Below are 19,472 nucleotides of genomic sequence, written 5' to 3' on the forward strand. Positions count from 1 at the left end.
GTCAGCTTCCCGGCTCTAAAGGGCCGAGCTTGCGGTTGAACGCCTGACTGGCTGTCAGGAACATCCACCGCGTCTGACCCGCGAACTATGTGTTCGCGGGTGGGACGTGTGACTGCCGCCCCGCGTTCCATGCGTCCTGGCCCCGGCGGGCCAGGACGCGGGAAGCGTTCCGGTCGGCGTGCGCGACGACGCCGCATGACCGGCAAGTGAATAAAGCCTGGGAGACCCGGTTGGCCTTATCGGTGTATGAGCATTCGGCGCATTCGCGGGAGGAGTACGCCGCCTGCACGAACACCAGCGGGACACCGGCTCGCCTGGCCTTGTAGGCGATGAATCCCGCGAGTTGGGCGAAGGCCCAGGAGTGCAACGCGGCCCGTTGGGGCTTTGCCTGCCGTACCCTCTGCCGGATCCCTGTGAGGTCTTCCAGGGAGATCCCGCGCGAGGTGCGTTCAGCCTCGGCCACGATGCGTTTGGAGATGACGTGGTTGATGTCCTTGGAACGGCGCTGCTCCTTGCGGCGCTGTTTCTTCAGTAGCCGTTTGGCGCTCTTGGTGCCTTTGGCCTGTAGCTTCTGGCGTAGTCTTCGCTGGCGTCTACGGTATCGGGTGAGTTGGCGGCCGGCCATGACCTGGCCGTCGGAGGTGGTGGCGATGTTGGCGATGCCCATGTCCACTCCTACGAACCCATCAGGCTCGTACTTCGGAGGATCGGGCACGTTCACCGTCACCATCAGGTACCAGACGCCCTCACGACGCAGCAGGTCGGACTCGCCGCGCTTGTGTTCGGCCAGCACCTTGGCCGCGTCGGCGGAACAGATGAAGGCAACGTCCTTCAACCGGCCTTGGAGGGTCCACAGCGACACTGTCCGGGCGTCCAGGGCCACAGACAGGTTCCGTTGGTCGTAGGTCTGGGCGGCGTCAAGTCGGAAAGTGATCAGTGTGGACACGGCCCTGCGCCACCGCTCCGAGCCTTCTCTGCCGTAGTTCCCGGCCGCGAGGTTGGCGTGGAACGTGGTGTAGGCGTCGGCGACCTTCTTCACGACATGCTGGGCGGCTTGGGATCCGATCCCCGCCGCCCGCACATCCTTGTACGCCAGTCTGCGCAGGGCGTAGTTGCGGTACACGCCTTGTGCACGGGCGCTCTGTGACACCAGGTTGGCTTGGGTGTTGACAGCGTGCAGGGTCTGCTCGAGCACCGTCGCCTGTTGGGGCGAGGGCGCGAGTTTGAGCTGAACCACGATCGTCGACACGTCCACCATCGTGTACCGGACCGGTGACAGAACGAGACTGAAAGCGCTCTAATGTGGCTCCCGTCACCGTCAACTCAGTGTGGTCAGCACTGCAATTCTTCCCGGAGTCCAGGTCCCAGGGGTTCCATGCTGAGACAAAGGTGGACGGGGCCTGCATGTACTGATTACCGAGGATTTCAGGCGATCCGGCCTCGTTCAACTCCGCCTCGCACGGCGCCGGGCGGCGGATGAGTCGCAACAAGGCCCGCAGGACCTTCACCGAGGCCGACCTGGTCGAGCAGACCAGGGGAGTGGAGTGCCGCAAGGACCGGGGCGTCGTGGACGAGATCCCCGCCGCCTACAAGGACCTGGAGTCGGTGATCGAGGCCCAGACCGACCTGGTCGAGGTGGTCGCCCACCTGCGCCAGGTGGTGTGCGTCAAGGGCTGAGGCGGTGCGCGGGACCGGCCCCCGAGGCGCCCGCTCCCGGAGCGCTCCGTCCGTGCGGACGGAGCCCCGGGAGCGGCGTACCCTTCCCTGCATGGGACACCGACACCCGAGCAAACTCAAGAACTCCGAGGTGAGCCACGCCCGCGCCCGCTGGCTGCTGCGGGCGGAACTGGACGGCTGCGACGAGTGCCGCCGGGAGGGGGACCGCGAGGCCCTGGCCGACCTCGCCACCGGCGGCGTGTTCGACTCGCTCCTCACCGGGTTCGTGCTGTCCCGCACCCAGCACTGGTACTCCCCGAGCAGGCCGGTCACGTACCCGGCCACGGTGTACCGCATCGCCCCCGTCGACGAGCGCGACTTCTGGCGCCAGCCCACCCAGCACTGCATGCGGGTGTGCACGGTGCGCGGCCCGGCGGAGGGCACCAGCGTGGACACCGTCCCCGCGCTCAAGGAGCTGCGGCTGATGTCGATGGACCACCGCCGGACCGTCCTGGACGACGTGATGGACGGGCTCGCCGAGACGGAGGGGTGAGCGCGCCGCCGACGCCGTGGGCCATGCTGGAGGCATGAACGAGACCCTGGACGCCGTCGTCCTCGCCGGGGGCGCGGCCCGCCGCATGGGCGGCGCCGACAAGCCCGGCCTGTCCGTGGCCGGACGCACCCTGCTGGAGCGGGTCACCGATGCCGTCCGCGCCCACAACGCCGGGGCGGGGGACGGCGGACGGGTGATCGTGGTCGGGCCGCCCCGCGAGAGCCCGCGCGCGCTCTACGTCCGCGAGGACCCGCCCGGCTCCGGCCCCGTGCCCGCGCTGCGCGCCGGTCTGCCGCACGTGCGCACCCCCCGGTTCGCGCTGCTGGCCGCCGACCTGCCCCACCTGGACCCCGGACACCTGGCCGCCCTGTGCGCCGCCGCCGACCGGGACGCCGACGGCGCGGGCGCGGTGTTCGCGGACTCGACCGGACGCGAGCAGTGGCTCACCGGGGTGTGGCGCACCGGGGCCGTGCGCGCCGCCCTCGCCGACTACCGGGGGCGCTCCCTGTACGGGCTGCTCGGCCCCCTCGCCCCCCGCGCGGTGGCCCTGGCCGACGACCTGGCCGTGGCCGACTGCGACACCCCCGACGACCTCGACCGCGCCCGCCGGATCCTGGAGCCGCCGACCGGCTGAGGGCAGCACCGGGTCGCGCGGGCAGCCGGTGCAGCGCGGTCCTGCCGGGCGGGGCGGGCGCGGTCTCCGGTGGTCCCGCCCGGCAGGCGACCCGCCGCGGAGGCTTCCGCCGGGCCCGGCCCCGGAAGGCCCGGACGACGGGTACCGGCGGCCGGTCAGCCCTCGAACTCGTCCATGGGGACGGTCTCGCGCAGGAACCCCCGCATGTCCAGGAAGGAGGACAGGTACTCGCGGTGCTCGTCGCAGGCCGTCCACACCTTGCGCCGGTCGGGCGTGTGCAGCTTGGGGTTGTTCCACACCAGCGCCCACGTCGCCTCGGCGCGGCACCCGCGCCGCGAGCACTGCGCCTCCGCCGGTTTACCCAATGCTGACCCCCAAGCCGGGAAACTGCCTCCATGGTCAAGCCAGGGGCACGTTCGGGTCTTCGCCTCCGGCCGCCCGCACGGGCGGCCCGGGGCCGGACACAAGGCGACGCCGGGTGGTTACGGGGGCAAACCACCCGGCGTCGCAGGCGATGCTCCAACGGGGGCTCGGAACACCGCTCCCGCGCTCCGACGGGGGACCGAAGCGCTAGGACCCAATGTACACCGATGCCCCCCGGTGTACGTCAAGAGTCAGTTACGACGTTGTCTCGGGAGAGTCCCGCCGATAAGAGGCCTTAAGTCCCATATCGGTACTCACCTGGCTTTTCGCCTATAACTCCTGGCTCGCGGAGCGCGGCCACGGGTCAAGCCGGTCCCAACGGCGTCCCCCGAGAGCTTCCGCCGACGGCAAAGCGCCCGGCCCCCGCACGTCGGCGCGAGGCGGATGCGCCGGGAGGGCTCCGTGTGGCTCCAGGGGATTAAGGGGAGGCAGGAAGCGGGGGGTCGCGCTCCGCGCGGCCGAGAACCGACCACCCAGGGGGTCCCGCATGTCCCACAACACCTACCGCGTCACGGAGATCGTCGGCACTTCGCCGCAGGGAATCGACCAGGCCATCCGCAACGGCATCGACCGGGCCTCGGCCACGCTGCGCGGACTCGACTGGTTCGAGGTCACCGAGATACGCGGCCACATCGAGGAGGGCGACGTCGCCCACTTCCAGGTCGGCCTCAAGGTGGGCTTCCGCCTGGAGGAATGAGGACGGGCGGCCGCGGTCACGGCCCGTGTCCGCCGTGACCGCGGCCGCCTCACCCCCGTGCCCGCAGCGGTCCCCCCGGTCGTCTGTCCCCGCGGCCGCTCCCGTGCCCGTACCCGCACGCCCCGTCGTGGCCCCGGCTGCCTTCCCCAGCGCCCGCCGCGGCTCTCCGGCCGTCGTCACTCCGTACGCCCTCCCGCCCGCGCCGTCGCGTGCGACCCGTGGACGGAGGAGGCCGGACCCGGCCTCCTCACCCGCCCTCGGGGGCCTCCTGGCCGCGCTGCACGTCCACGTGCACGTGGTCCAGGTGGCGCAGGATCTCGTTGTCGGGGTCGGCCCCGTAGTCGCGCCACCCCAGCGACGGGAAGCTCGTGCTCCAGATCCGGTCGTCGAAGATGATCACGTCGATCTCGTAGTCGGGCGCGTGCGCGATCAGCCAGTGCGCCATCACCCACCCCGCGCGGCGGTTGTCCTCGTTGACCGGCCGGTAGAAGACGTCGATCGCGCGGCCGTCGTAGTGCGCCGAGTCGTCGCCGTGGCCGGTGTCGAAGCCGCCCGGCTCGTAACCGCCCAGGCTCAGGCCGGAGAAGTGCTCCTCCATGCCCTCCAGCAGGCGCTGGGCGCGCGGCTTCAGGCCCGAGGGCTCCAGCCCCTCCTCCACCGCGAGGTCCGGGTTCTTGGTGGAACGGCAGGTCAGCGACGGCCCGGCGTCCTCCTCCGGCCCCTGCTCCAGCAGCGTCATCACCGTCTCGGGGATGTCGCTCGTGTCGGGCGCCCCGATCGGGGCGCTGTCGCCCTGCACGGCGACGGCGGCCGCGGTGGTCGCCCGCCGGGCCTGGTCCCGGTCCAGGCGGACGTGCACCTCGCCCGTCCACACCGAGCACTCCGGCCCCCAGGGCGTCGAGGAGGGGAACAGGTCGGTGTTGCGCGCCACCCAGCGCGCGCTCACGACGGCGACGACGGCCAGCACCAACAGAACTGCCACGGCCATGAGCGCGCCGGTCCACCGGCGTTCGGGCCGCGAGCTGCTGTGTGTCATGCCCCGCTCCTCCGTGTTCGTGCCGGGCGGTGCCGTCACCGCCCGGCGCGTTTTCAGAGAGACAACTCCCGGGAGGACCTCCGGGTTTCCGGAACCGCGGACATTTTCCCCTTGCCGGGGCGGCTCTACCGCCCCCGGAGGCCGTCGCCGCGGGTCACCGGATCGACCACAGGACGAACAGTCCGCCCAGGACCAGGGTCAGCGCCCAGATCCGGTCCATGGTCACACCGCGCCAGCGCAGCGCGTGCACCCCCAGGAAGTCGTGCGCGAGCAGCGCCGCGACCCCCGCCGCGCCCAGCATCGCCAGCGTGTGCACGCCGGTCGCGGCCAGGCCGACCAGCGTCGCGTCCCAGAGGGTCCAGGCCCCCTCGGCCACCGCGCCCCCCGCCGCCTCCGCGCCGGCGCCTCCGGCCACCCCTGCCGCCGGGCCCTCCGCTCCGCCGTCCGGGGCCGCGTCCTCCGCCGCGGCCCCCTCCGCTGCGGCGCCGTGTCCGCCGTGTCCGCCGGAGTGCGTGTGCGCGAGCTGCCCCGCCAGTACCGGCAGCACCATCAGCCCCGCGCCGTGCGCCGACGACATCAGGAACGACCACGCCGACAGCTGCCACAGCGGCAGCCGCACCTCGCGCCACTGGAAGTGCCGGTGCGACAGCAGCATCATCAGCCCCACCAGAACGATCAGCGTGCCGCCCGCCACCGGGAAGAGCACCGAAGCGGTGACCGAGCCGGTCGCGGTGACGGCCACGGCCGCCACCGCCACGCTCGCGGCGTGCCCGGCGGCGATGGCGGGCAGCGACCGCAGCACTTCCGCGCGACCGCCCTCCTGGAGGCCGCGGCTCACGGCCAGCAGCCAGCCCATGCCCGGGTGCAGGCCGTGGAAGGCGCCCAACGCGACGAGGGTCCAGATCTGCGCGGGGGTCACCGCGTCAGGGTCACACGGCGGTGAGCGGCCCGCAACGGTCCGCGTTCTTCTGACCGACACCGGTCACGCGGGGTTGCGCGCGGCCCCCGCGGGGGAGCGGGGGCCGCGCACCGGGTTCAGCGCCCGGTCAGGGGCACAGGGCCTCCAGGTTGCTGGGCTCCTCGCCCACCTGGCGGCCCGGCTCCTCGGGCTCCTCCTCGTCGAGGCCCGTGTACTCCTGCCACTCGGTCAGCCCGTCGTCCTCCGTGGGCTCGGCCGGCTCCGAGGGCGCGGCGGACTCCTCCGCGGAGGGGGCGCCGGAGGGTTCGGCTGCCACGTCGTCGCCCTCGGTCCCGCTGTCGGCGATGGCCTCGGCGACCAGGGCCTTGACCTGCTCCCAGTCCGGGTTGGCCGTGTTGACCTGGGGCGGCGACAACTGGAACGTGCTCATGCTCCCGGTGTCGGTGACCCTGTCGGCCAGCTCGACGAACGCGGGCACCTTGGCCTGGGGGATGTCCGTGCTCAGGGTGCGCTCGGTGGCGCCCGCGAGCCTGCGGTAGCTCGTCAGGACGGTCATCGGGTCGACCTGCTCGGCCACGTACTTGATCAGGCAGCCCTGGCGGCCCATCCGGCCGTAGTCGTCGCTGTTGGTCCGCGAGCGGCCGTACCAGAGCGCGTCGTGGCCGTCGAGGCGGCGCAGGCCCGGCTCCAGCACCCCGCCGTGCACGCCGTAGGGGATGGGCTCCTCGATGAGCACCTCCACACCGCCGATCGCGTCGATCAGGTCGCGGAAGCCCATCATGTCGACCATCGCGTAGTAGCCGATCTCCAGGTCGAGGTTGTACCCGATGACCTTCTTGAGGGTGTCGGCGGAGGGGTCGGCCGCGTCCGGGTTGAGCGCCAGCTCCTCGGGCTCCTCGGCCACCGTCTGGTACACGTCGTTGAGCAGCAGGTCGAAGCCGTAGGGCTCGGGGTAGCGCTCGGCCAGGGCGCTGTCCTCGGGGAAGTGCACGTTCTCCAGGTTGCGCGGCAGTCCCACCAGCACGGTGTCGCCGGTCGCGGTGTCCATGGTGGCCACCATCATGCTGTCGGTGCGCACCCCGTAGCGGTTGTCCGCCGAGTCCGAGCCGATCAGCAGCACGTTGACCCGCTCCTGGCCGTTCCACGGGTCGGCCTCGTCGTGCGGGGGCAGGAGGGGGTCCTCCTCGGCGTGGAAGACGCTGTTCAGCGTCTGGTAGGCCGTGTAGCCGCCGTGCAGGGCCAGCGCCGAGGGCGCCGCGACGGTCAGGCACAGCAGCAGCACCACGGCCGCGCCGAGCACCCGCGAGTTCCGGGGCGCCCCCGCGGGCCGGGTGATCACCCACGAGTGCACGATCACCGTCAGCCACAGCACCGCCACGACGAACACCACGCCCATGGCTCCCAGCAGCCACTGGTCCTGGAGTGCCATGGTGGCCAGCCGCGCCATGGTGTTCGCCTCGTCGGCGCCCAGCCGCCACGCCCACACGAGCAGACCCACGATTCCGGCCAGGTAGACCCCCAGTATCACGGCGCCCGCGACCCTGCGGCGCATCCGCAGGTGGGCCAGCCCGGGAAGGGGAACCGACGCCGCGGTCCACAGCAGCGCCCGGCCCGTACCCGGGCGCGCGGGCGCCTCGTCCCGCTGATCGTCCTCCGCTGTCACCGGTGGTTCCTCTCCAGCCGCGGGGCGGACCGCCCCGTTGTCTTCGCCGTTCCCGCCGCGGTCGTCGTGCGGTGCCACGCCGCGGGCACGGACTCGTGTCCGAAACCTCTGATATGTACACGCCGGAGAAGGGTCATCCGATTCCCCTACGGGCCTACCCGTGCTTTTCGGACGTACCGTGCGGGCCGTCCTCCTCCGGGCGTGGAGAGCCCGCGGGGTGCGTGTGCGGGCCCGACAGTTCTCAGTGTGGCGCTTTGCGCGGGTTTGTGTGCACCGCTACTCAGTCATGAGGGATGTTCTATACAAGTCTGTTATGTGTCTCGCACGCGGCGGATGGGGCGTTGGTCGACCCCTCCCGCGCCGCCAAAGGTGGAGATCAACCGATTTCTTTGGCGATCAGTAGTGCGAGCACGCCGTAGCTGCGATGATCTGGCCGCAGGAGGGGGCGTCGTCCGGGGGAAGGGCGGCGTCATGGGAACGAAAGGCAAGCCATCGTGCTCGATGCGGTTGACACCGCGCTCATGCGCGCGCTGCAAGGGGACGGCCGAGCGACGTTCCAGGCACTGGCCGACGGGGTCGGTCTGTCGAGGACCGCGGTACGCGCCAGAGTGCGCCAGCTCGTGCAGTCCGGGGCGATCAGGATCGTCGGGGTGCTGCACGCCGGGGTCGTGGGAATGGAGGTCCTCAGCCACGTGTCGTTCCGCGTCAGCGGCTCCGTGGGGCCGATGCTGGACGCGCTGGGGGAGAGGGAGGCGGTGACCTTCGCCGCGCACTCGGCCGGGCGGTTCCCGGCCGTGGCGCAGGTGCGGGTCGCCGACGACGCGGCCCTGACCAAGGAGCTCTCGGAGCTGCGCGCGCTGCCCGGGGTGGACGGCGCGGAGGTCTTCCGCGCGAACTCGGTGTTCAAGGACGCCCACAGCAGCGTCCGGGAGCTGCGCGACATCGAACTGGACGCCCTGGACTGGCGCCTGGTGCGGCAGCTGCTCAGGGACGGCAGGTCCTCCTACGCGGACCTGGCCCGCCAGGTGGGGCTGTCGCAGGCCGCGGCCCGTTCGCGGGTGGTGCGGCTGCTCGACTCCGGCGTGGTGCACGTGACCGCGCTGGTGGAGCCCACGGCGGTGGGGGCCAACGAGCGGCTGGGCTTCGGCCTGCGCTGCCGGGGCGACGCCGAACTGCTGGGGGCCGCGCTGGCGAACATGCCCAGGATCTCCTTCCTGGCCAGCGGTTTCGGGCGCTACGACGTCATCGGCACCCTCACCGCGCCCGACCGTTGCCAGCTGGTGGAGGCCCTGGAGGGGGTGCGCGCCACTCCGGGGGTCGGCTACGTGGAGTCCTGGGACCACCTGTCGGTGCGCAAGGAGCGCAAGGGGGGCGACCGCCCGCTGGAGTGGGTGGCGCCCTAGTAGGGGTCGGTGATCCGCGGCGCGACGGACGGAGAGGAGCGCGCCGCGGACCGGCGGTCCCCGGCGGCGGGCACGCTGGGTAGGCGCGGGCGGCCTCTTCCGTCCGTATCTGTAACCAGCGGTAGCATTTTTACGTGTTTCCGGCGTGCATGGCTTGCGTCACGCTTAAGTTACCGGTGAGTATGGGAAGGGGTCGGTCCGTACCGGCCGCACCGGGCGCGGGTGTAGTGGGAGGCTGACGTGGCACTGGCGGATACGTTGACGGCTGTGGGCACGGTGGCGCTCGCGCGGTGCGGCGGCCGGCCGTTCGGGACGCACCTGTTCTCCGTCTGGCCGGGGGCCGCCTTCGCGGCGACCGCCTTCCCGGTCCGCTGCACGCCGGGGGACAACCTCGCCATCCACGTCGCCGTGGCCCAGGCCCCGCCCGGCTCCGCCCTGGTGGTGGACGTGGCGGGGGAGGCCGAGTACGGCTACGTCGACGAGATCCTCGCCGTGGCCGCCAGCACCCGCGGGGTCGCGGGCATCGTCCTGGACGGCTGCGTCCGCGACATCGCGGCCATCGCCCGGTGCGCGCTGCCGGTCTTCGGGGCCGGGGTCGCGGTCCGCGAGGCCGCGCACGAGGCGGGCGGCTCGGTGGGCCGCCAGATCAGCATGACGCCGGGCGGCCCCGCGCCCCTGCCGGTGCGCCGGGGCGACTGGATCGTCGCCGACGACGACGGCGTGGTGTGCCTGCCCCGGGGGCAGGTCGGTTCCATCATCGCCGCGACCGTGGACAGCGTCTCGCGCGAACGCGAGATCATCGACGCCGTCTACGCGGGGGAGAGCACCCTGGACCTGCTCGGCCTGGACCCCTCTCGGGTCGCGGGCTGGGAGGACCGCTCCGAGCACCGCTCGCGGCGCTCCGGGCGCCCGCGGACCCTGGGTGCCCTGCGCGACACCGCCGCGCGCGGCGCCGAGGGCCATTCTGCGGCCCGTTCGCGGGTCTGGCCGCGCTAGGCCGCGGGCGACCCGCGGGAGTGAGCCGTGGGCCCTCTCGGCGGCGGGTCGGACCCGGCGCGTGCGCACCGGCCCGGAAGCGTATGGGAACGCTCCCAGGCCTTCGGGGCGCCGCTCGGCCGGACCGGGTCCGACGCGGGCTGCTCAGTCCTCGGTGAACGAGAGCAGCTCGTCGATGTAGCAGGTGGCCTCCCGCGCGGCCCCGGCCGCGTCGGCGTCGCGGATCGCCTCGGTCAGCTTGGAGTGGTCCACGCCGTCGGTGGCCGAGGAGGGCCGGTCGGTCGCCTCGGCGCCCTGCTCGTAGGCCGTGTGCGCGATGCTCGCGTACACCACCTGCGCGATGTCGTCGTACAGGTCGATGAGCAGGGTGTTGTGGGTGGCGTTGACCACCGCGCGGTGGAACGTGAAGTCCGCCTCCACGAACGCTCCCATGTCGCGCTCGCGCCAGGCGGCCTCGCGCAGCGCCATGGCGCGGTCGATGTCGGCCATGTCCTCGTCGCTGTGGCGCAGCGCGGCCAGCCGGGCCGCCTCCACCTCCAGCGCGCGGCGCACCTCCAGGTTCTCCCGCAGCCGGGAGCGCTCCAGACGGCGCCGCAGGGCGCCGCCGAGTTCGCTGGAGGCCCGCACGAAGGTGCCCGCCCCCTGGCGGATCTCCAGCAGCCCGGCGTGGGCCAGGGCGCGCACCGCCTCGCGGACGGTGTTGCGGCCCACCTCAAGCTGGTCGGAGAGCTCCGACTCGGTGGGGATGCGGTCGCCCACACCCCACTCGCCCGAGTCGATCTGTGCTCGTAACTGACTGATGACCTGGTCGACGAGACCGGTCCGGCGTGTCGAGGCGAGGGGCACGCGTATACCTCCTAGGGGCGGGTCGCCGGATGACTGGGCCAGCGCACAGGTACGGAACGGTTAAGGCCGGAGCTTAGACCAGTTAACGTCGGGAATTGGCTTTGAACGGTAATGCGTTATCCTCATGAAGTACATCGGGTCATCCTATGAATTTCTGCGAGTCGCCTCCATGAGCGCCGGACCAGCCCCCCGCACACCCGTGACGAGCGGCCCCGCCGCAGGCCGGACCGCCCCGAGCCGTCCCCCGCGCGCGGCACTGCTGCTGCTCGCCGCCGGGATCGCCCTGGCGGCCCTGAACCTGCGCACCGCCATCACCAGCGTCGGCCCCGTGCTCGACGAGGTGACCGCCGGGCTGGGCATGACCGCCGTCGGCGCGGGGATCCTCACCACCCTGCCCGTGCTGTGCTTCGCGCTCTTCGGCGGCCTGACCCCCGTCCTGGGGCGCCGCCTGGGCGAGCACCACCTGCTGGTCTACGCGCTCGTCGCCCTCACCGTCGGCCTCGCCGCCCGCGCCGCGGCCCCCGAGCCGTGGATGTTCCTGGCCCTGAGCGTGGTGGCCCTGTCCGGCGGCGCGGTCGGCAACGTCATCCTGCCCGCCCTGGTCAAGGAGCACTTCCCCGACCGCGTGGGCCTCATGACCACCGTGTACACCACCGGCCTCGCGCTGGGCACCACCATCGCCGCCGCGGCCACCGTGCCCCTGGAGCAGTCCACCGGCGAGTGGCGCGCGGCGCTGGGCGCCTACGCGCTCTTCGGCGTCGTGGCCGCCGTCCCCTGGCTGCTGGTGCTGCGCCACGAGCCCGCGCGCGGCGACACCTCCCAGGCACTGGGCTTCAACCAGGTGCTGCGCACCGGCCTGGGCTGGCAGTCCGTCCTCTACTTCGGCACCCAGTCCTCGGTCGCCTACATCATGTTCGGCTGGTACGCGCAGATGCTGCGCGACCAGGGCATGGACGCCCAGACCGCGGGCCTGGCGCTGTCCTACCTCACCGTCCTGGGCATCCCCATGTCCCTGGTGCTGCCCACGCTGCTGACCCGGACCAGCGACCAGCGCCCCTTCGTGCTGGCCTTCTCCGCCGCCTACCTCGCGGGGGTGGCCGGGCTGTGGTTCGCCCCGCTGTCCGGCGTGTGGGCCTGGACCACGCTCGTGGGGATCGGCATGGGCAGCTTCGTCTTCGCCCTGACCGCCTTCGCGCTGCGCACCCGCACCGGGGCGGGGACGGCGGCGCTCTCGGCCGTCAGCCAGAGCCTGGGCTACCTCATGGGCGGTGCGGGACCCTTCCTGTTCGGACTGCTGCGCGAGGTCAGCGGCGGCTGGCACGCGCCCCTGCTCCTGCTGGCGGCGCTGGTCGTGGTCAACCTGGCCACGGGCCTGTTCCTGGGCCGCCCCCGCTACCTGGAGGACGCCATCGCCGCTCGCGGCCTCACGAGGGCAGCCAGTCCAGACGGCCGATGAGGTAGACCGAGCCGACGAAGGCCACGACGTCGATGACCGTGTGCGCCACCACCAGGGGCATCACACGTCCGTAGCGCAGGTAGAACCAGCCGAAGACCAGTCCCATCACCAGGTTGCCGAAGAACATCCCAACGCCCTGGTAGAGGTGGTAGAAGGCGCGCAGCACCGAGCTGGCCAACACCGCCTTCCACGGCGTCCACCCCAGCTGCCCCAGCCGGTGCAGCAGGTAGCCGACCACGATCACCTCCTCCAGGATCCCGTTCTTGGCCGCCTGGAGCACCAGGACGGGCACGTCCCACCAGTTCCCGGCCAGGGTGCTGGGCCTGATCGTGACCGTCAGCCCCAGCTGCCAGGAGACCACGTACAGCGCCAGGCCGCTGAAGCCGATCAGCGCGGCCAGCAGGGCTCCGGCGCCCAGGTCGAAGCCGGGACGGCGCACGTCGAAGCCGATCGTGGCCGAGGAGTCGCCCGAGCGGCGCAGGAGGTAGGCCACCAGCAGAACCGGGACCAGGGCGCTGGCCAGCGCGAACAGCTGCCACGACAGGTCCAGCCAGGGGCGCTCCTGGTCCGCGCGGGGGCGCACCAGGCTGGCGGTCTGCTCGGCCAGGGACTGGGGCTCGGTGAGCACGCCCAGGAAGGAGATGGTCGCCGAGACCGCCGCGGCGCCCAGGGACAGGGCGAGCACGCACAGGATCTCCCAGCGCAGCAGGCCGCGCTCGACGGGGACGGAGGGGGCGGGCGGCGCCCCGGAGGGCAGTCCGGCGTCCGGGGTGTGGGTCTTGTCGGTCACGCGTTGCAATGTACGCGCTGTCGGCGGGGGCCGGTGACCTGGGGGAGCGGGGCGGGCCGAGGGCGCACCGGGGCGCGGCCCGAGGGCCCGCCCCGGTCCGGGCGGCCGTGCCGGCGCCGGGGGCGGTCAGTCGGTGTCGTTGTTCTCCATGTCGCCCTCGCCGCCGTTGTCCTCGTTCCCGCCGTCGTCGTCCTCGCCCCCGTCCTGGTTGTTCTCCTGGCCGCCGTCGTCCTCGTCGCCCTGGTCGTCGCCCGGGGTGTCCACGGTCGGGGCGTCGGCCCCCTCGGGGTCCTCGCAGGCCGCGACGCCGAACACGGCCACGGCGGCGATCGCCGAGCCCGCCAGCGCCCGGCGCAGGGCGGTCATGGTCTGCCTGCTGATGTCCTCGAAGCTCATCGCTGACTCCCTCGGGTCGCGGCTGGTGCCGGGGGGCCGCCCGGTTCCGGGCGGCGGGCACGAGCCGGGTGTTATCCGTCCGTGACCCACACTAGACGTGCTCCGTGTCCGTGGCCAGGAAAGCGCGGAGAGTGACGGGCTGCGGTGTGTCGGGGCCGCGCCGTCCGGCGGACGGGGGAGGGGGGAGGGGGGCGGACGCGCGGGGGAGGAGGGGGAGGCCGACCCGCGCCGCCGCCCGGGACGTGCCCGGCGGCGGCATCGGGTCAGCGGGGCGCGGGCTCAGTCCTCGCCGTCGTCGCCGCCGTCATCGTCTCCGTCATCACCGCCGTCGTCGTCCCCGTCATCGCCGTCGTCGTCTCCACCGTCATCGTTGCCGCCGTCGTCCCCGTCGTCGCCCTGTTCGACGTCCACGTTCGGCATGAGGTCGTCGCAGGCCGCGGTGCCCAGGACCACGACGGTGGCCAGGGCGCCCACGGCGAGCACCCGGCGCAGTGCGGCCAGGGCGGTGAGGAGCGGTTCGAACATCTTCAAGCCCAACCTCCGGATCTGCGGGCGGGCCGCGGGGGCGCGGCCCCGTGCAGCGGCCAGCCTAGGGCCCGGCCGCGCGGGCGGGCAGGGCGCCCCCGTCCCTCCGGGGGCCGCACCCGCGCCCGGGGCGGCCGGGGGCGGATGCGGCGGACGCCGCGCACGGGACGAGCCGCCGGCCATGCGCGTGTGACACGGAGCGCGCATGGCCGACGGCTAGGGGGCGGAGGCCGCCCGCCCCGCCCCAGCCACGAAAGCGGGGAGGGACGGCCTCCTGGGAACGAAGACCAGTGTCAGTGAGCCGCTGAGAACTGGTCTTCCTCGGTGGAGCCGGTGAGAGCCGTGGTGCTGGCCTCGGGGGAGATGGTCGTGCTGATGGAGTCGAAGTAGCCGGTGCCGACCTCGCGCTGGTGGCGGGTGGCGGTGTAGCCCCGCGACTCGGCCGCGAACTCGGCCTCCTGGAGCTCGACGTACGAGGTCATCCCGTTCTGGGCGTAGCCCTTGGCGAGGTCGAACATCGAGTAGTTGAGCGAGTGGAAGCCCGCCAGGGTGATGAACTGGAACTTGTAGCCCATGTGGCCCAGTTCGCGCTGGAACTTGGCGATGGTCGCGTCGTCCAGGTGGCGCTTCCAGTTGAAGGACGGCGAGCAGTTGTAGGCCAGCATCTGGTCCGGGTACTCGGCCTTGATCCGCTCGGCGAAGTCGCGGGCCACCTCCAGGTCCGGGGTGGCGGTCTCCATCCACAGCAGGTCCGAGTGCGGGGCGTAGGCCAGGCCGCGCGCCACGCAGGCCTCGACGCCGTTGCGGAAGCGGTAGAAGCCCTCGGCGGTGCGCTCGCCCGTGATGAAGGGCTGGTCGCGCTCGTCGACGTCGCTGGTGATCAGGGTCGCGGCCTGGGCGTCGGTCCGCGCGATGACCAGGGACGGGACGCCGGCGACGTCCGCGGCCAAGCGGGCGGCGTTGAGCGTCTTGACGTGCTGCCCGGTGGGGATGAGGACCTTGCCGCCCAGGTGGCCGCACTTCTTCTCGGAGGCCAGCTGGTCCTCCCAGTGCACGCCCGCCGCGCCGGAGGCGATCATGCCCCGCATCAGCTCGTAGGCGTTGAGGACGCCGCCGAACCCGGCCTCGGCGTCGGCCACGATCGGCGCGAGCCACTCGGGCGCGCTGTCGTCGCCCTCGGCCCAGGTGATCTGGTCGGCGCGCATCAGCGCGTTGTTGATGCGGCGGACCACGGCCGGGACCGAGTCGGCCGGGTACAGGCTCTGGTCGGGGTAGGTGTTGCCCGAGAGGTTGGCGTCGGCCGCGACCTGCCAGCCGGAGAGGTAGATGGCCTTCAGCCCGGCGCGGACCTGCTGGACCGCCTGGTTGCCGGTGAGGGCGCCGAGGCTGTTGACGTAGTCCTCGGTGTGGAGCAGGTCCCACAGGCGCTCGGCGCCGCGGCGGGCCAGGGTGTGCTCCTCGGTGACCGAACCGCGGAGCTTGACCACGTCGTCGGCGGAGTAGGTGCGCTCGATACCGGCCCACCGGGGGTTGGTCTCCCAGTCGCGCTGGAGTTCGGCGCTGGCTTCCTGTCGTCGAGCGCTGGTGCCCATGTTCGATCCCGCCTTACGTGTAGTCCCCAAGTGTTCGCACCGGTCGAGAAGGCCGGGTCAGAGCCAGGGGGTGAGCCCTGAGCGGTAAGTTCCCCGCCGGTAACTAGATTCTTGGGCAACTTCCGAGGCTTTTCCATCGGAAATCTTGCGAAGATCGACGTTTCTTTCCGTACTATGAAGCCATGGCGTACTTTGGTGCTGAAGAAATACCGTCTTTGACGGGTGACCTGGATCTCGTCACCTTTGGTCAGCGGCTCCGCCACCTGCGGCGGGCGCGCGGCCTCACCCTCTCCGACCTGGGCGAACGCGTCGGCCGGGCCCCCTCCCAGCTCTCCCTGCTGGAGAACGGCAAGCGCGAGCCCAAGCTCTCCCTCCTCACCTCCCTGGCATCGGCGCTGGGCGTCTCGGTGGAGGAACTGCTGTCCAAGCAGCCCCCGAGCCGCCGCGCGCAGCTGGAGATCGCGGTCGAGGAGGCCCAGCGCGACACCCTCTACCAGGACCTGAACCTGCCGCACCTGAGGATCGGCAAGCGGGTCCCCAACGACGTGCTCGAACACATCGTGGGCCTGTACGGGGAGCTCCGGCGGCGCAGCGCCAAGCCGACGGCCACCCCCGAGGAGGCACGCCGGGCCAACGCCGACCTGCGCCGCCAGATGCGCGAGCGCGGCAACTACTTCGAGCACATCGAGAAGGCGGCGGCCCAGACCCTCGACGCCGTCAACTACACCGCGGGCGCCCTGTCCCAGGGGCAGATCCTGGCCATCGCCACCCACCACGGGTTCTCCCTCAAGTACGTGCAGGACCTGCCCCGCTCGGTGCGCTCCCTCACCGACCACGTCAACCGGCGCATCTACCTCAAGCGCGAGACCACGCTGGGCATGCACAGCCCGCGCACGATCCTGCTCCAGACCCTGGGCCACGTCGTGCTGGGCCACGGCAGGCCGCGCGACTTCGGCGACTTCCTGCGCCAGCGGGTGGAGGCCAACTACTTCGCCGCCGCCGTCCTCATCCCCGAGACCACCGCGGTGCGCTACCTCCAGGAGGCCAAGCAGGCCCGCGACCTGTCGGTGGAGGACCTGCGCGACGTGTACTCGGTCTCCTACGAGATGGCCGCGCACCGGTTCACCAACCTGGCCCACCGCCACCTGGACCTGGTCTGCCACTTCATCCGCAACGACGAGACCGGCATCATCTACAAGGCCTACGAGAACGACGGCCTCGTCTTCCCCACCGACGACACCGGGGCCATCGAGGGCCAGCGCATGTGCCGCCAGTGGTCGGGGCGCCAGGTCTTCGCCTCACCGGACCGCTACTCGATCTACTACCAGTACACGGACAAGCCCAACGGCACCCACTGGTGCGTGGCGCACGTGGACCCCAGCCGCGAGCGCAACTTCGCCATCACCCTGGGCGTGCCCTACAAGGAGTCGCGCTGGTTCCGCGGGCGCGAGACCACCAACCGCACCAAGTCCAACTGCCCCAGCGGCGAGTGCTGCGTGCACCCGCCCGCGGACCTGGCCGCGCGCTGGGAGGGCAACGTGTGGCCCTCGGCCCGCGCGCACTCCCACGTGCTCTCGGCGCTGCCCTCGGGGAGCTTCCCGGGCGTGGACGAGCACGACGTCTACACCTTCCTGGAGAAGCACAGCGTCGACTGAGCGGCGGGCCCGGCGGGGCAGGCGAAGGAGGGGGGTCGGCGCGCGCCGACCCCCCTCCTTCGCGCGTGCCGGAGCACGGCGGCACACCGGTGCGTCAGCGCACCGGCAGGCCGGTGACGGCGCGGCCGATGATGAGCTTCTGGATCTCGCTGGCGCCCTCGAAGATCGTGAAGATGGTGGCGTCGCGGTGCCAGCGCTCCACGGGGTACTCCCTGGTGTAGCCGTTGCCGCCCAGGATGCGCACCGCGTTCTGGGTGACGAACGTGGCGGTCTCGCTCGCGTAGAGCTTGCTCATCGAGCCCTGCGCGCTGTCGAAGTCCTTGTCGTTGCGCGCCATCCACGCCGCGCGCCACACCAGCAGGCGGGCCGCGTCGATGCGGGTGGCCATCTCGGCCAGGGTGAAGGCCACGCCCTGGTTCTCGCCGATCGGGCGGCCGAACTGCTCGCGCTGGGTGGAGTAGTCGCGGGCGTACTCGTAGGCGGCTCGGGCGCAGCCCACCGCCATCGCGCCGACCGTGGGGCGGGAGGCCTCGAAGGTCTTCATCGCGGCCTGGCCCTTGGACCCCCTGCCCTCGCGGGCGCGGGCCAGGCGCTCGTCGAGCTTCTCCTTGCCGCCCAGCAGGCACGAGCCGGGCACGCGCACGTCGTCCAGGACCACCTCGGCGGTGTGCGAGGCGCGGATGCCGTGCTTGGCGAACTTCTGCCCCTGGCTCAGCCCCGGCGTGTTCGGCGGCACGATGAACGTGGCCTGCCCGCGCGAGCCGAGCTCGGGCTCCACCGAGGCGACCACGACGTGGATGTCGGCGATACCGCCGTTGGTCGCCCAGGTCTTGGTGCCGTTGAGCACCCACTCGTCCTTGGCCCGGTCGTGGACGGCGCGGGTCCGGATGGCCGAGACGTCGCTGCCCGCGTCGGGCTCGGAGGAGCAGAACGCGGCGAGGCGGATGTCGTCGGGGGTGCCGAACATCTGCGGCGTCCACTCGAAGAGCTGCTCCTGGGTGCCGTTGGCGGCGACGGACACCGCGGCCAGGCCGGTGCCGGTGATGGCCAGGGCGATGCCCGGGTCGCCCCAGTACAGCTCCTCGAAGGCCACGGGGATGCCGACGCCGCTGGGCTCCAGCCACTGGTTGGCGAAGAAGTCGAGGGAGTACAGGCCGATCTTGGCGGCCTCCTGGATGATCGGCCAGGGGGTCTCCTCCCGCTCGTCCCACTCGGCGGCGGCGGGGCGGATGACGTCGGCGGCGAACCCGTGGGTCCAGTCCCGGACCTCGCGGACGTCCTCGCTCAGTTCCAGGCTGAAGCCGGGCGCGGTGGCCTCGCTCATGCGCTCACATCCTTTGTCGGGGCCCTCCGGGGGAGGGGCCAGTATGTGTTACCAACGGTAACAGGTGGCTTCGCCTGCCACAACGCCGTGCCCGGGCACGGGGCGCCCCGCGCACCCGCCGGGTCCTGACGGCGACCGGTGGCGCATCGGCCCCGCGGCCCCGCCCCCTCCGGGGGCGCACCGGAGCGTGACCGGGCGGTTCTGGCGGCCGAAACCCCTGCACCGGCGGGGGTTCGCGGCCTAGACTGGGGGCATGGGCCTACCCTCCCCCCGGGTTCGAGTTCCTTCCACGCCCCCTCGGACGGCCTCCGTCCGCCTCCTCCTCGCGCTCCCCCTGCTCCTGTGCCCGGGCGCCTCCTGCCTCCCCTCCGCCGACGACGAGCCCCCGGCTTCCGCGTCGCCCTCCGCCCCGGCCTCCCCGAGCGCCCCGCCCTCCGCGTCCGCCGGCCTTCCCACCCTGGCGGACCTGCCGGAGGAGGGCAGGGATCTCGCCTCCTGTGAGGACGGGCAGTGCCGGGTCACCGTCGAACCCGGTGACCGAATCCCGGTTCCGGAGGAGGCGGGCGCCACGGAGATCGTGATCGGGTCGATCGCCGGGGGAGAGGTGACCTTGCAGCAGAACCGCTCCGATGGCGGCTCGACCACGATCACGCTGAAGGAGGCCGGTCAGGGCAGCGGCATGCTCGCGGACGGGAACAGGTTCACCCTGGCCTTCCCCGAGATCGGCGACGGAGAGGCCGTCATGCAGGTCGACGTCTGACCTCCGCCTCGCCCGCTGGAACGCCTGCGCCCCCCACCCTGCCTGCGCCTGCCCGCGCCGACGCCTGGCCGGGGTCTCCTGCTGTCCTCACCGCTTCCGCCGCACCCTCGGCGGCAACGGCTGTGCGGGGGAGTACCCCGTGGAGCGC

At 72.3% G+C, this 19,472-nt stretch carries 19 protein-coding genes and 1 pseudogene; 9 read left to right on the forward strand and 11 right to left on the reverse strand.

The window, feature by feature from the left end:
• Positions 1-85: 85 nt before the first annotated feature.
• Positions 86-1,258 carry an RNA-guided endonuclease InsQ/TnpB family protein gene (locus tag AC0VX6_RS10730; protein WP_475468412.1) on the reverse strand — a complete coding sequence of 391 codons (1,173 nt, stop codon included), beginning with the start codon at positions 1,256-1,258 and terminating at the stop codon, positions 86-88.
• A gap of 170 nt (positions 1,259-1,428) precedes the next feature.
• On the opposite strand from AC0VX6_RS10730, the pseudogene AC0VX6_RS10735 reads away from it, so the two are divergent.
• The 3 genes and pseudogenes from AC0VX6_RS10735 to mobA form a co-directional block, all read left to right on the forward strand.
• Positions 1,429-1,677: pseudogene (locus AC0VX6_RS10735) on the forward strand (RtcB family protein); the annotation flags it as partial.
• Positions 1,678-1,768: 91 nt separating this feature from the next.
• Entirely contained in the window at positions 1,769-2,209 is a 441-nt protein-coding gene (locus AC0VX6_RS10740; protein WP_274977390.1) for a hypothetical protein, read from the forward strand.
• Positions 2,210-2,243: 34 nt separating this feature from the next.
• Positions 2,244-2,843 carry a molybdenum cofactor guanylyltransferase gene (gene mobA, locus AC0VX6_RS10745; RefSeq protein ID WP_475468414.1) on the forward strand — a complete coding sequence of 200 codons (600 nt, stop codon included), beginning with the start codon at positions 2,244-2,246 and terminating at the stop codon, positions 2,841-2,843.
• A 155-nt stretch (positions 2,844-2,998) separates the two neighbouring features.
• Here the strand turns inward: mobA and AC0VX6_RS10750 are convergent, their stop codons facing one another.
• Positions 2,999-3,208: a hypothetical protein gene (locus AC0VX6_RS10750; protein WP_274977392.1), complete on the reverse strand. Its 210-nt coding sequence runs from the start codon at positions 3,206-3,208 to the stop codon at positions 2,999-3,001.
• A 545-nt stretch (positions 3,209-3,753) separates the two neighbouring features.
• Here AC0VX6_RS10750 and AC0VX6_RS10755 point away from each other — a divergent pair.
• Complete coding sequence (locus AC0VX6_RS10755; RefSeq protein WP_013152455.1) at positions 3,754-3,963, forward strand: dodecin; 210 nt, start codon at positions 3,754-3,756, stop codon at positions 3,961-3,963.
• A 247-nt stretch (positions 3,964-4,210) separates the two neighbouring features.
• On the opposite strand, the gene AC0VX6_RS10760 is transcribed toward AC0VX6_RS10755, so the two are convergent.
• The 3 genes from AC0VX6_RS10760 to AC0VX6_RS10770 all read right to left on the reverse strand — a co-directional run bounded on the left by AC0VX6_RS10760 (position 4,211) and on the right by AC0VX6_RS10770 (position 7,581).
• The gene (locus AC0VX6_RS10760) at positions 4,211-4,999 is read right to left on the reverse strand and encodes a VldE C-terminal domain-containing protein (RefSeq protein WP_475468415.1); all 789 of its coding nucleotides are present in this window, start codon (positions 4,997-4,999) and stop codon (positions 4,211-4,213) included.
• Between the two features lie 154 nt (positions 5,000-5,153).
• Positions 5,154-5,918 (reverse strand): cell wall anchor protein, encoded by a 765-nt coding sequence (locus AC0VX6_RS10765; RefSeq protein ID WP_274977394.1) that lies wholly within the window; start codon positions 5,916-5,918, stop codon positions 5,154-5,156.
• A 127-nt stretch (positions 5,919-6,045) separates the two neighbouring features.
• Positions 6,046-7,581 carry an LCP family protein gene (locus AC0VX6_RS10770; RefSeq protein ID WP_274977395.1) on the reverse strand — a complete coding sequence of 512 codons (1,536 nt, stop codon included), beginning with the start codon at positions 7,579-7,581 and terminating at the stop codon, positions 6,046-6,048.
• A gap of 494 nt (positions 7,582-8,075) precedes the next feature.
• Between AC0VX6_RS10770 and AC0VX6_RS10775 the strand changes: the two genes are divergently transcribed.
• Positions 8,076-8,984 carry an Lrp/AsnC family transcriptional regulator gene (locus AC0VX6_RS10775; protein ID WP_274977396.1) on the forward strand — a complete coding sequence of 303 codons (909 nt, stop codon included), beginning with the start codon at positions 8,076-8,078 and terminating at the stop codon, positions 8,982-8,984.
• 267 nt (positions 8,985-9,251) lie between these two features.
• Positions 9,252-9,980, forward strand: a complete 729-nt coding sequence (locus AC0VX6_RS10780) for an RraA family protein (protein ID WP_274978115.1) — start codon at positions 9,252-9,254, stop codon at positions 9,978-9,980.
• A 144-nt stretch (positions 9,981-10,124) separates the two neighbouring features.
• Here the strand turns inward: AC0VX6_RS10780 and AC0VX6_RS10785 are convergent, their stop codons facing one another.
• Positions 10,125-10,826 (reverse strand): FadR/GntR family transcriptional regulator, encoded by a 702-nt coding sequence (locus tag AC0VX6_RS10785; protein WP_047870336.1) that lies wholly within the window; start codon positions 10,824-10,826, stop codon positions 10,125-10,127.
• A gap of 169 nt (positions 10,827-10,995) precedes the next feature.
• Between AC0VX6_RS10785 and AC0VX6_RS10790 the strand changes: the two genes are divergently transcribed.
• On the forward strand, positions 10,996-12,282 hold the full coding sequence (locus tag AC0VX6_RS10790) for a CynX/NimT family MFS transporter (protein ID WP_475468416.1): 1,287 nt from the start codon (positions 10,996-10,998) through the stop codon (positions 12,280-12,282).
• Here the strand turns inward: AC0VX6_RS10790 and AC0VX6_RS10795 are convergent.
• From AC0VX6_RS10795 to aceA, 4 genes are all read right to left on the reverse strand, one after another.
• The gene (locus AC0VX6_RS10795) at positions 12,251-13,072 is read right to left on the reverse strand and encodes a CPBP family intramembrane glutamic endopeptidase (RefSeq protein ID WP_274977398.1); all 822 of its coding nucleotides are present in this window, start codon (positions 13,070-13,072) and stop codon (positions 12,251-12,253) included. The two genes, AC0VX6_RS10790 and AC0VX6_RS10795, sit on opposite strands and share 32 nt — an antisense overlap.
• Positions 13,073-13,198: 126 nt before the next feature.
• Entirely contained in the window at positions 13,199-13,468 is a 270-nt protein-coding gene (locus AC0VX6_RS10800) for a hypothetical protein (protein WP_212640409.1), read from the reverse strand.
• Between the two features lie 279 nt (positions 13,469-13,747).
• Entirely contained in the window at positions 13,748-13,993 is a 246-nt protein-coding gene (locus tag AC0VX6_RS10805) for a DNA primase (RefSeq protein ID WP_475468419.1), read from the reverse strand.
• Between the two features lie 293 nt (positions 13,994-14,286).
• Complete coding sequence (gene aceA, locus AC0VX6_RS10810) at positions 14,287-15,585, reverse strand: isocitrate lyase (protein WP_274977400.1); 1,299 nt, start codon at positions 15,583-15,585, stop codon at positions 14,287-14,289.
• A 215-nt stretch (positions 15,586-15,800) separates the two neighbouring features.
• On the opposite strand from aceA, the gene AC0VX6_RS10815 reads away from it, so the two are divergent.
• Entirely contained in the window at positions 15,801-17,240 is a 1,440-nt protein-coding gene (locus AC0VX6_RS10815) for a helix-turn-helix domain-containing protein (RefSeq protein ID WP_274977401.1), read from the forward strand.
• Between the two features lie 94 nt (positions 17,241-17,334).
• Here AC0VX6_RS10815 and AC0VX6_RS10820 read toward each other — a convergent pair whose 3' ends face one another.
• Positions 17,335-18,564: an acyl-CoA dehydrogenase family protein gene (locus AC0VX6_RS10820; RefSeq protein ID WP_475468421.1), complete on the reverse strand. Its 1,230-nt coding sequence runs from the start codon at positions 18,562-18,564 to the stop codon at positions 17,335-17,337.
• 253 nt (positions 18,565-18,817) lie between these two features.
• On the opposite strand from AC0VX6_RS10820, the gene AC0VX6_RS10825 reads away from it, so the two are divergent.
• Positions 18,818-19,324: a hypothetical protein gene (locus AC0VX6_RS10825; protein WP_274977403.1), complete on the forward strand. Its 507-nt coding sequence runs from the start codon at positions 18,818-18,820 to the stop codon at positions 19,322-19,324.
• The last annotated feature ends 148 nt before the right edge of the window (positions 19,325-19,472 follow it).

Source organism: Nocardiopsis sp. iso_25 (assembly GCF_056173305.1).

What these genes read in the sequence shown, in the direction of transcription:
- AC0VX6_RS10730 (WP_475468412.1), bottom strand. Translation starts at nt 1,258, where the DNA reads ATGGTGGACGTGTCGACGATCGTGGTTCAGCTCAAACTCGCGCCCTCG.
- AC0VX6_RS10740 (WP_274977390.1), top strand. Translation starts at nt 1,769, where the DNA reads ATGGGACACCGACACCCGAGCAAACTCAAGAACTCCGAGGTGAGCCAC.
- mobA (WP_475468414.1), top strand. Translation starts at nt 2,244, where the DNA reads ATGAACGAGACCCTGGACGCCGTCGTCCTCGCCGGGGGCGCGGCCCGC.
- AC0VX6_RS10755 (WP_013152455.1), top strand. Translation starts at nt 3,754, where the DNA reads ATGTCCCACAACACCTACCGCGTCACGGAGATCGTCGGCACTTCGCCG.
- AC0VX6_RS10760 (WP_475468415.1), bottom strand. Translation starts at nt 4,999, where the DNA reads ATGACACACAGCAGCTCGCGGCCCGAACGCCGGTGGACCGGCGCGCTC.
- AC0VX6_RS10790 (WP_475468416.1), top strand. Translation starts at nt 10,996, where the DNA reads ATGAGCGCCGGACCAGCCCCCCGCACACCCGTGACGAGCGGCCCCGCC.
- AC0VX6_RS10800 (WP_212640409.1), bottom strand. Translation starts at nt 13,468, where the DNA reads ATGAGCTTCGAGGACATCAGCAGGCAGACCATGACCGCCCTGCGCCGG.
- AC0VX6_RS10805 (WP_475468419.1), bottom strand. Translation starts at nt 13,993, where the DNA reads ATGTTCGAACCGCTCCTCACCGCCCTGGCCGCACTGCGCCGGGTGCTC.
- aceA (WP_274977400.1), bottom strand. Translation starts at nt 15,585, where the DNA reads ATGGGCACCAGCGCTCGACGACAGGAAGCCAGCGCCGAACTCCAGCGC.
- AC0VX6_RS10820 (WP_475468421.1), bottom strand. Translation starts at nt 18,564, where the DNA reads ATGAGCGAGGCCACCGCGCCCGGCTTCAGCCTGGAACTGAGCGAGGAC.
- AC0VX6_RS10825 (WP_274977403.1), top strand. Translation starts at nt 18,818, where the DNA reads ATGGGCCTACCCTCCCCCCGGGTTCGAGTTCCTTCCACGCCCCCTCGG.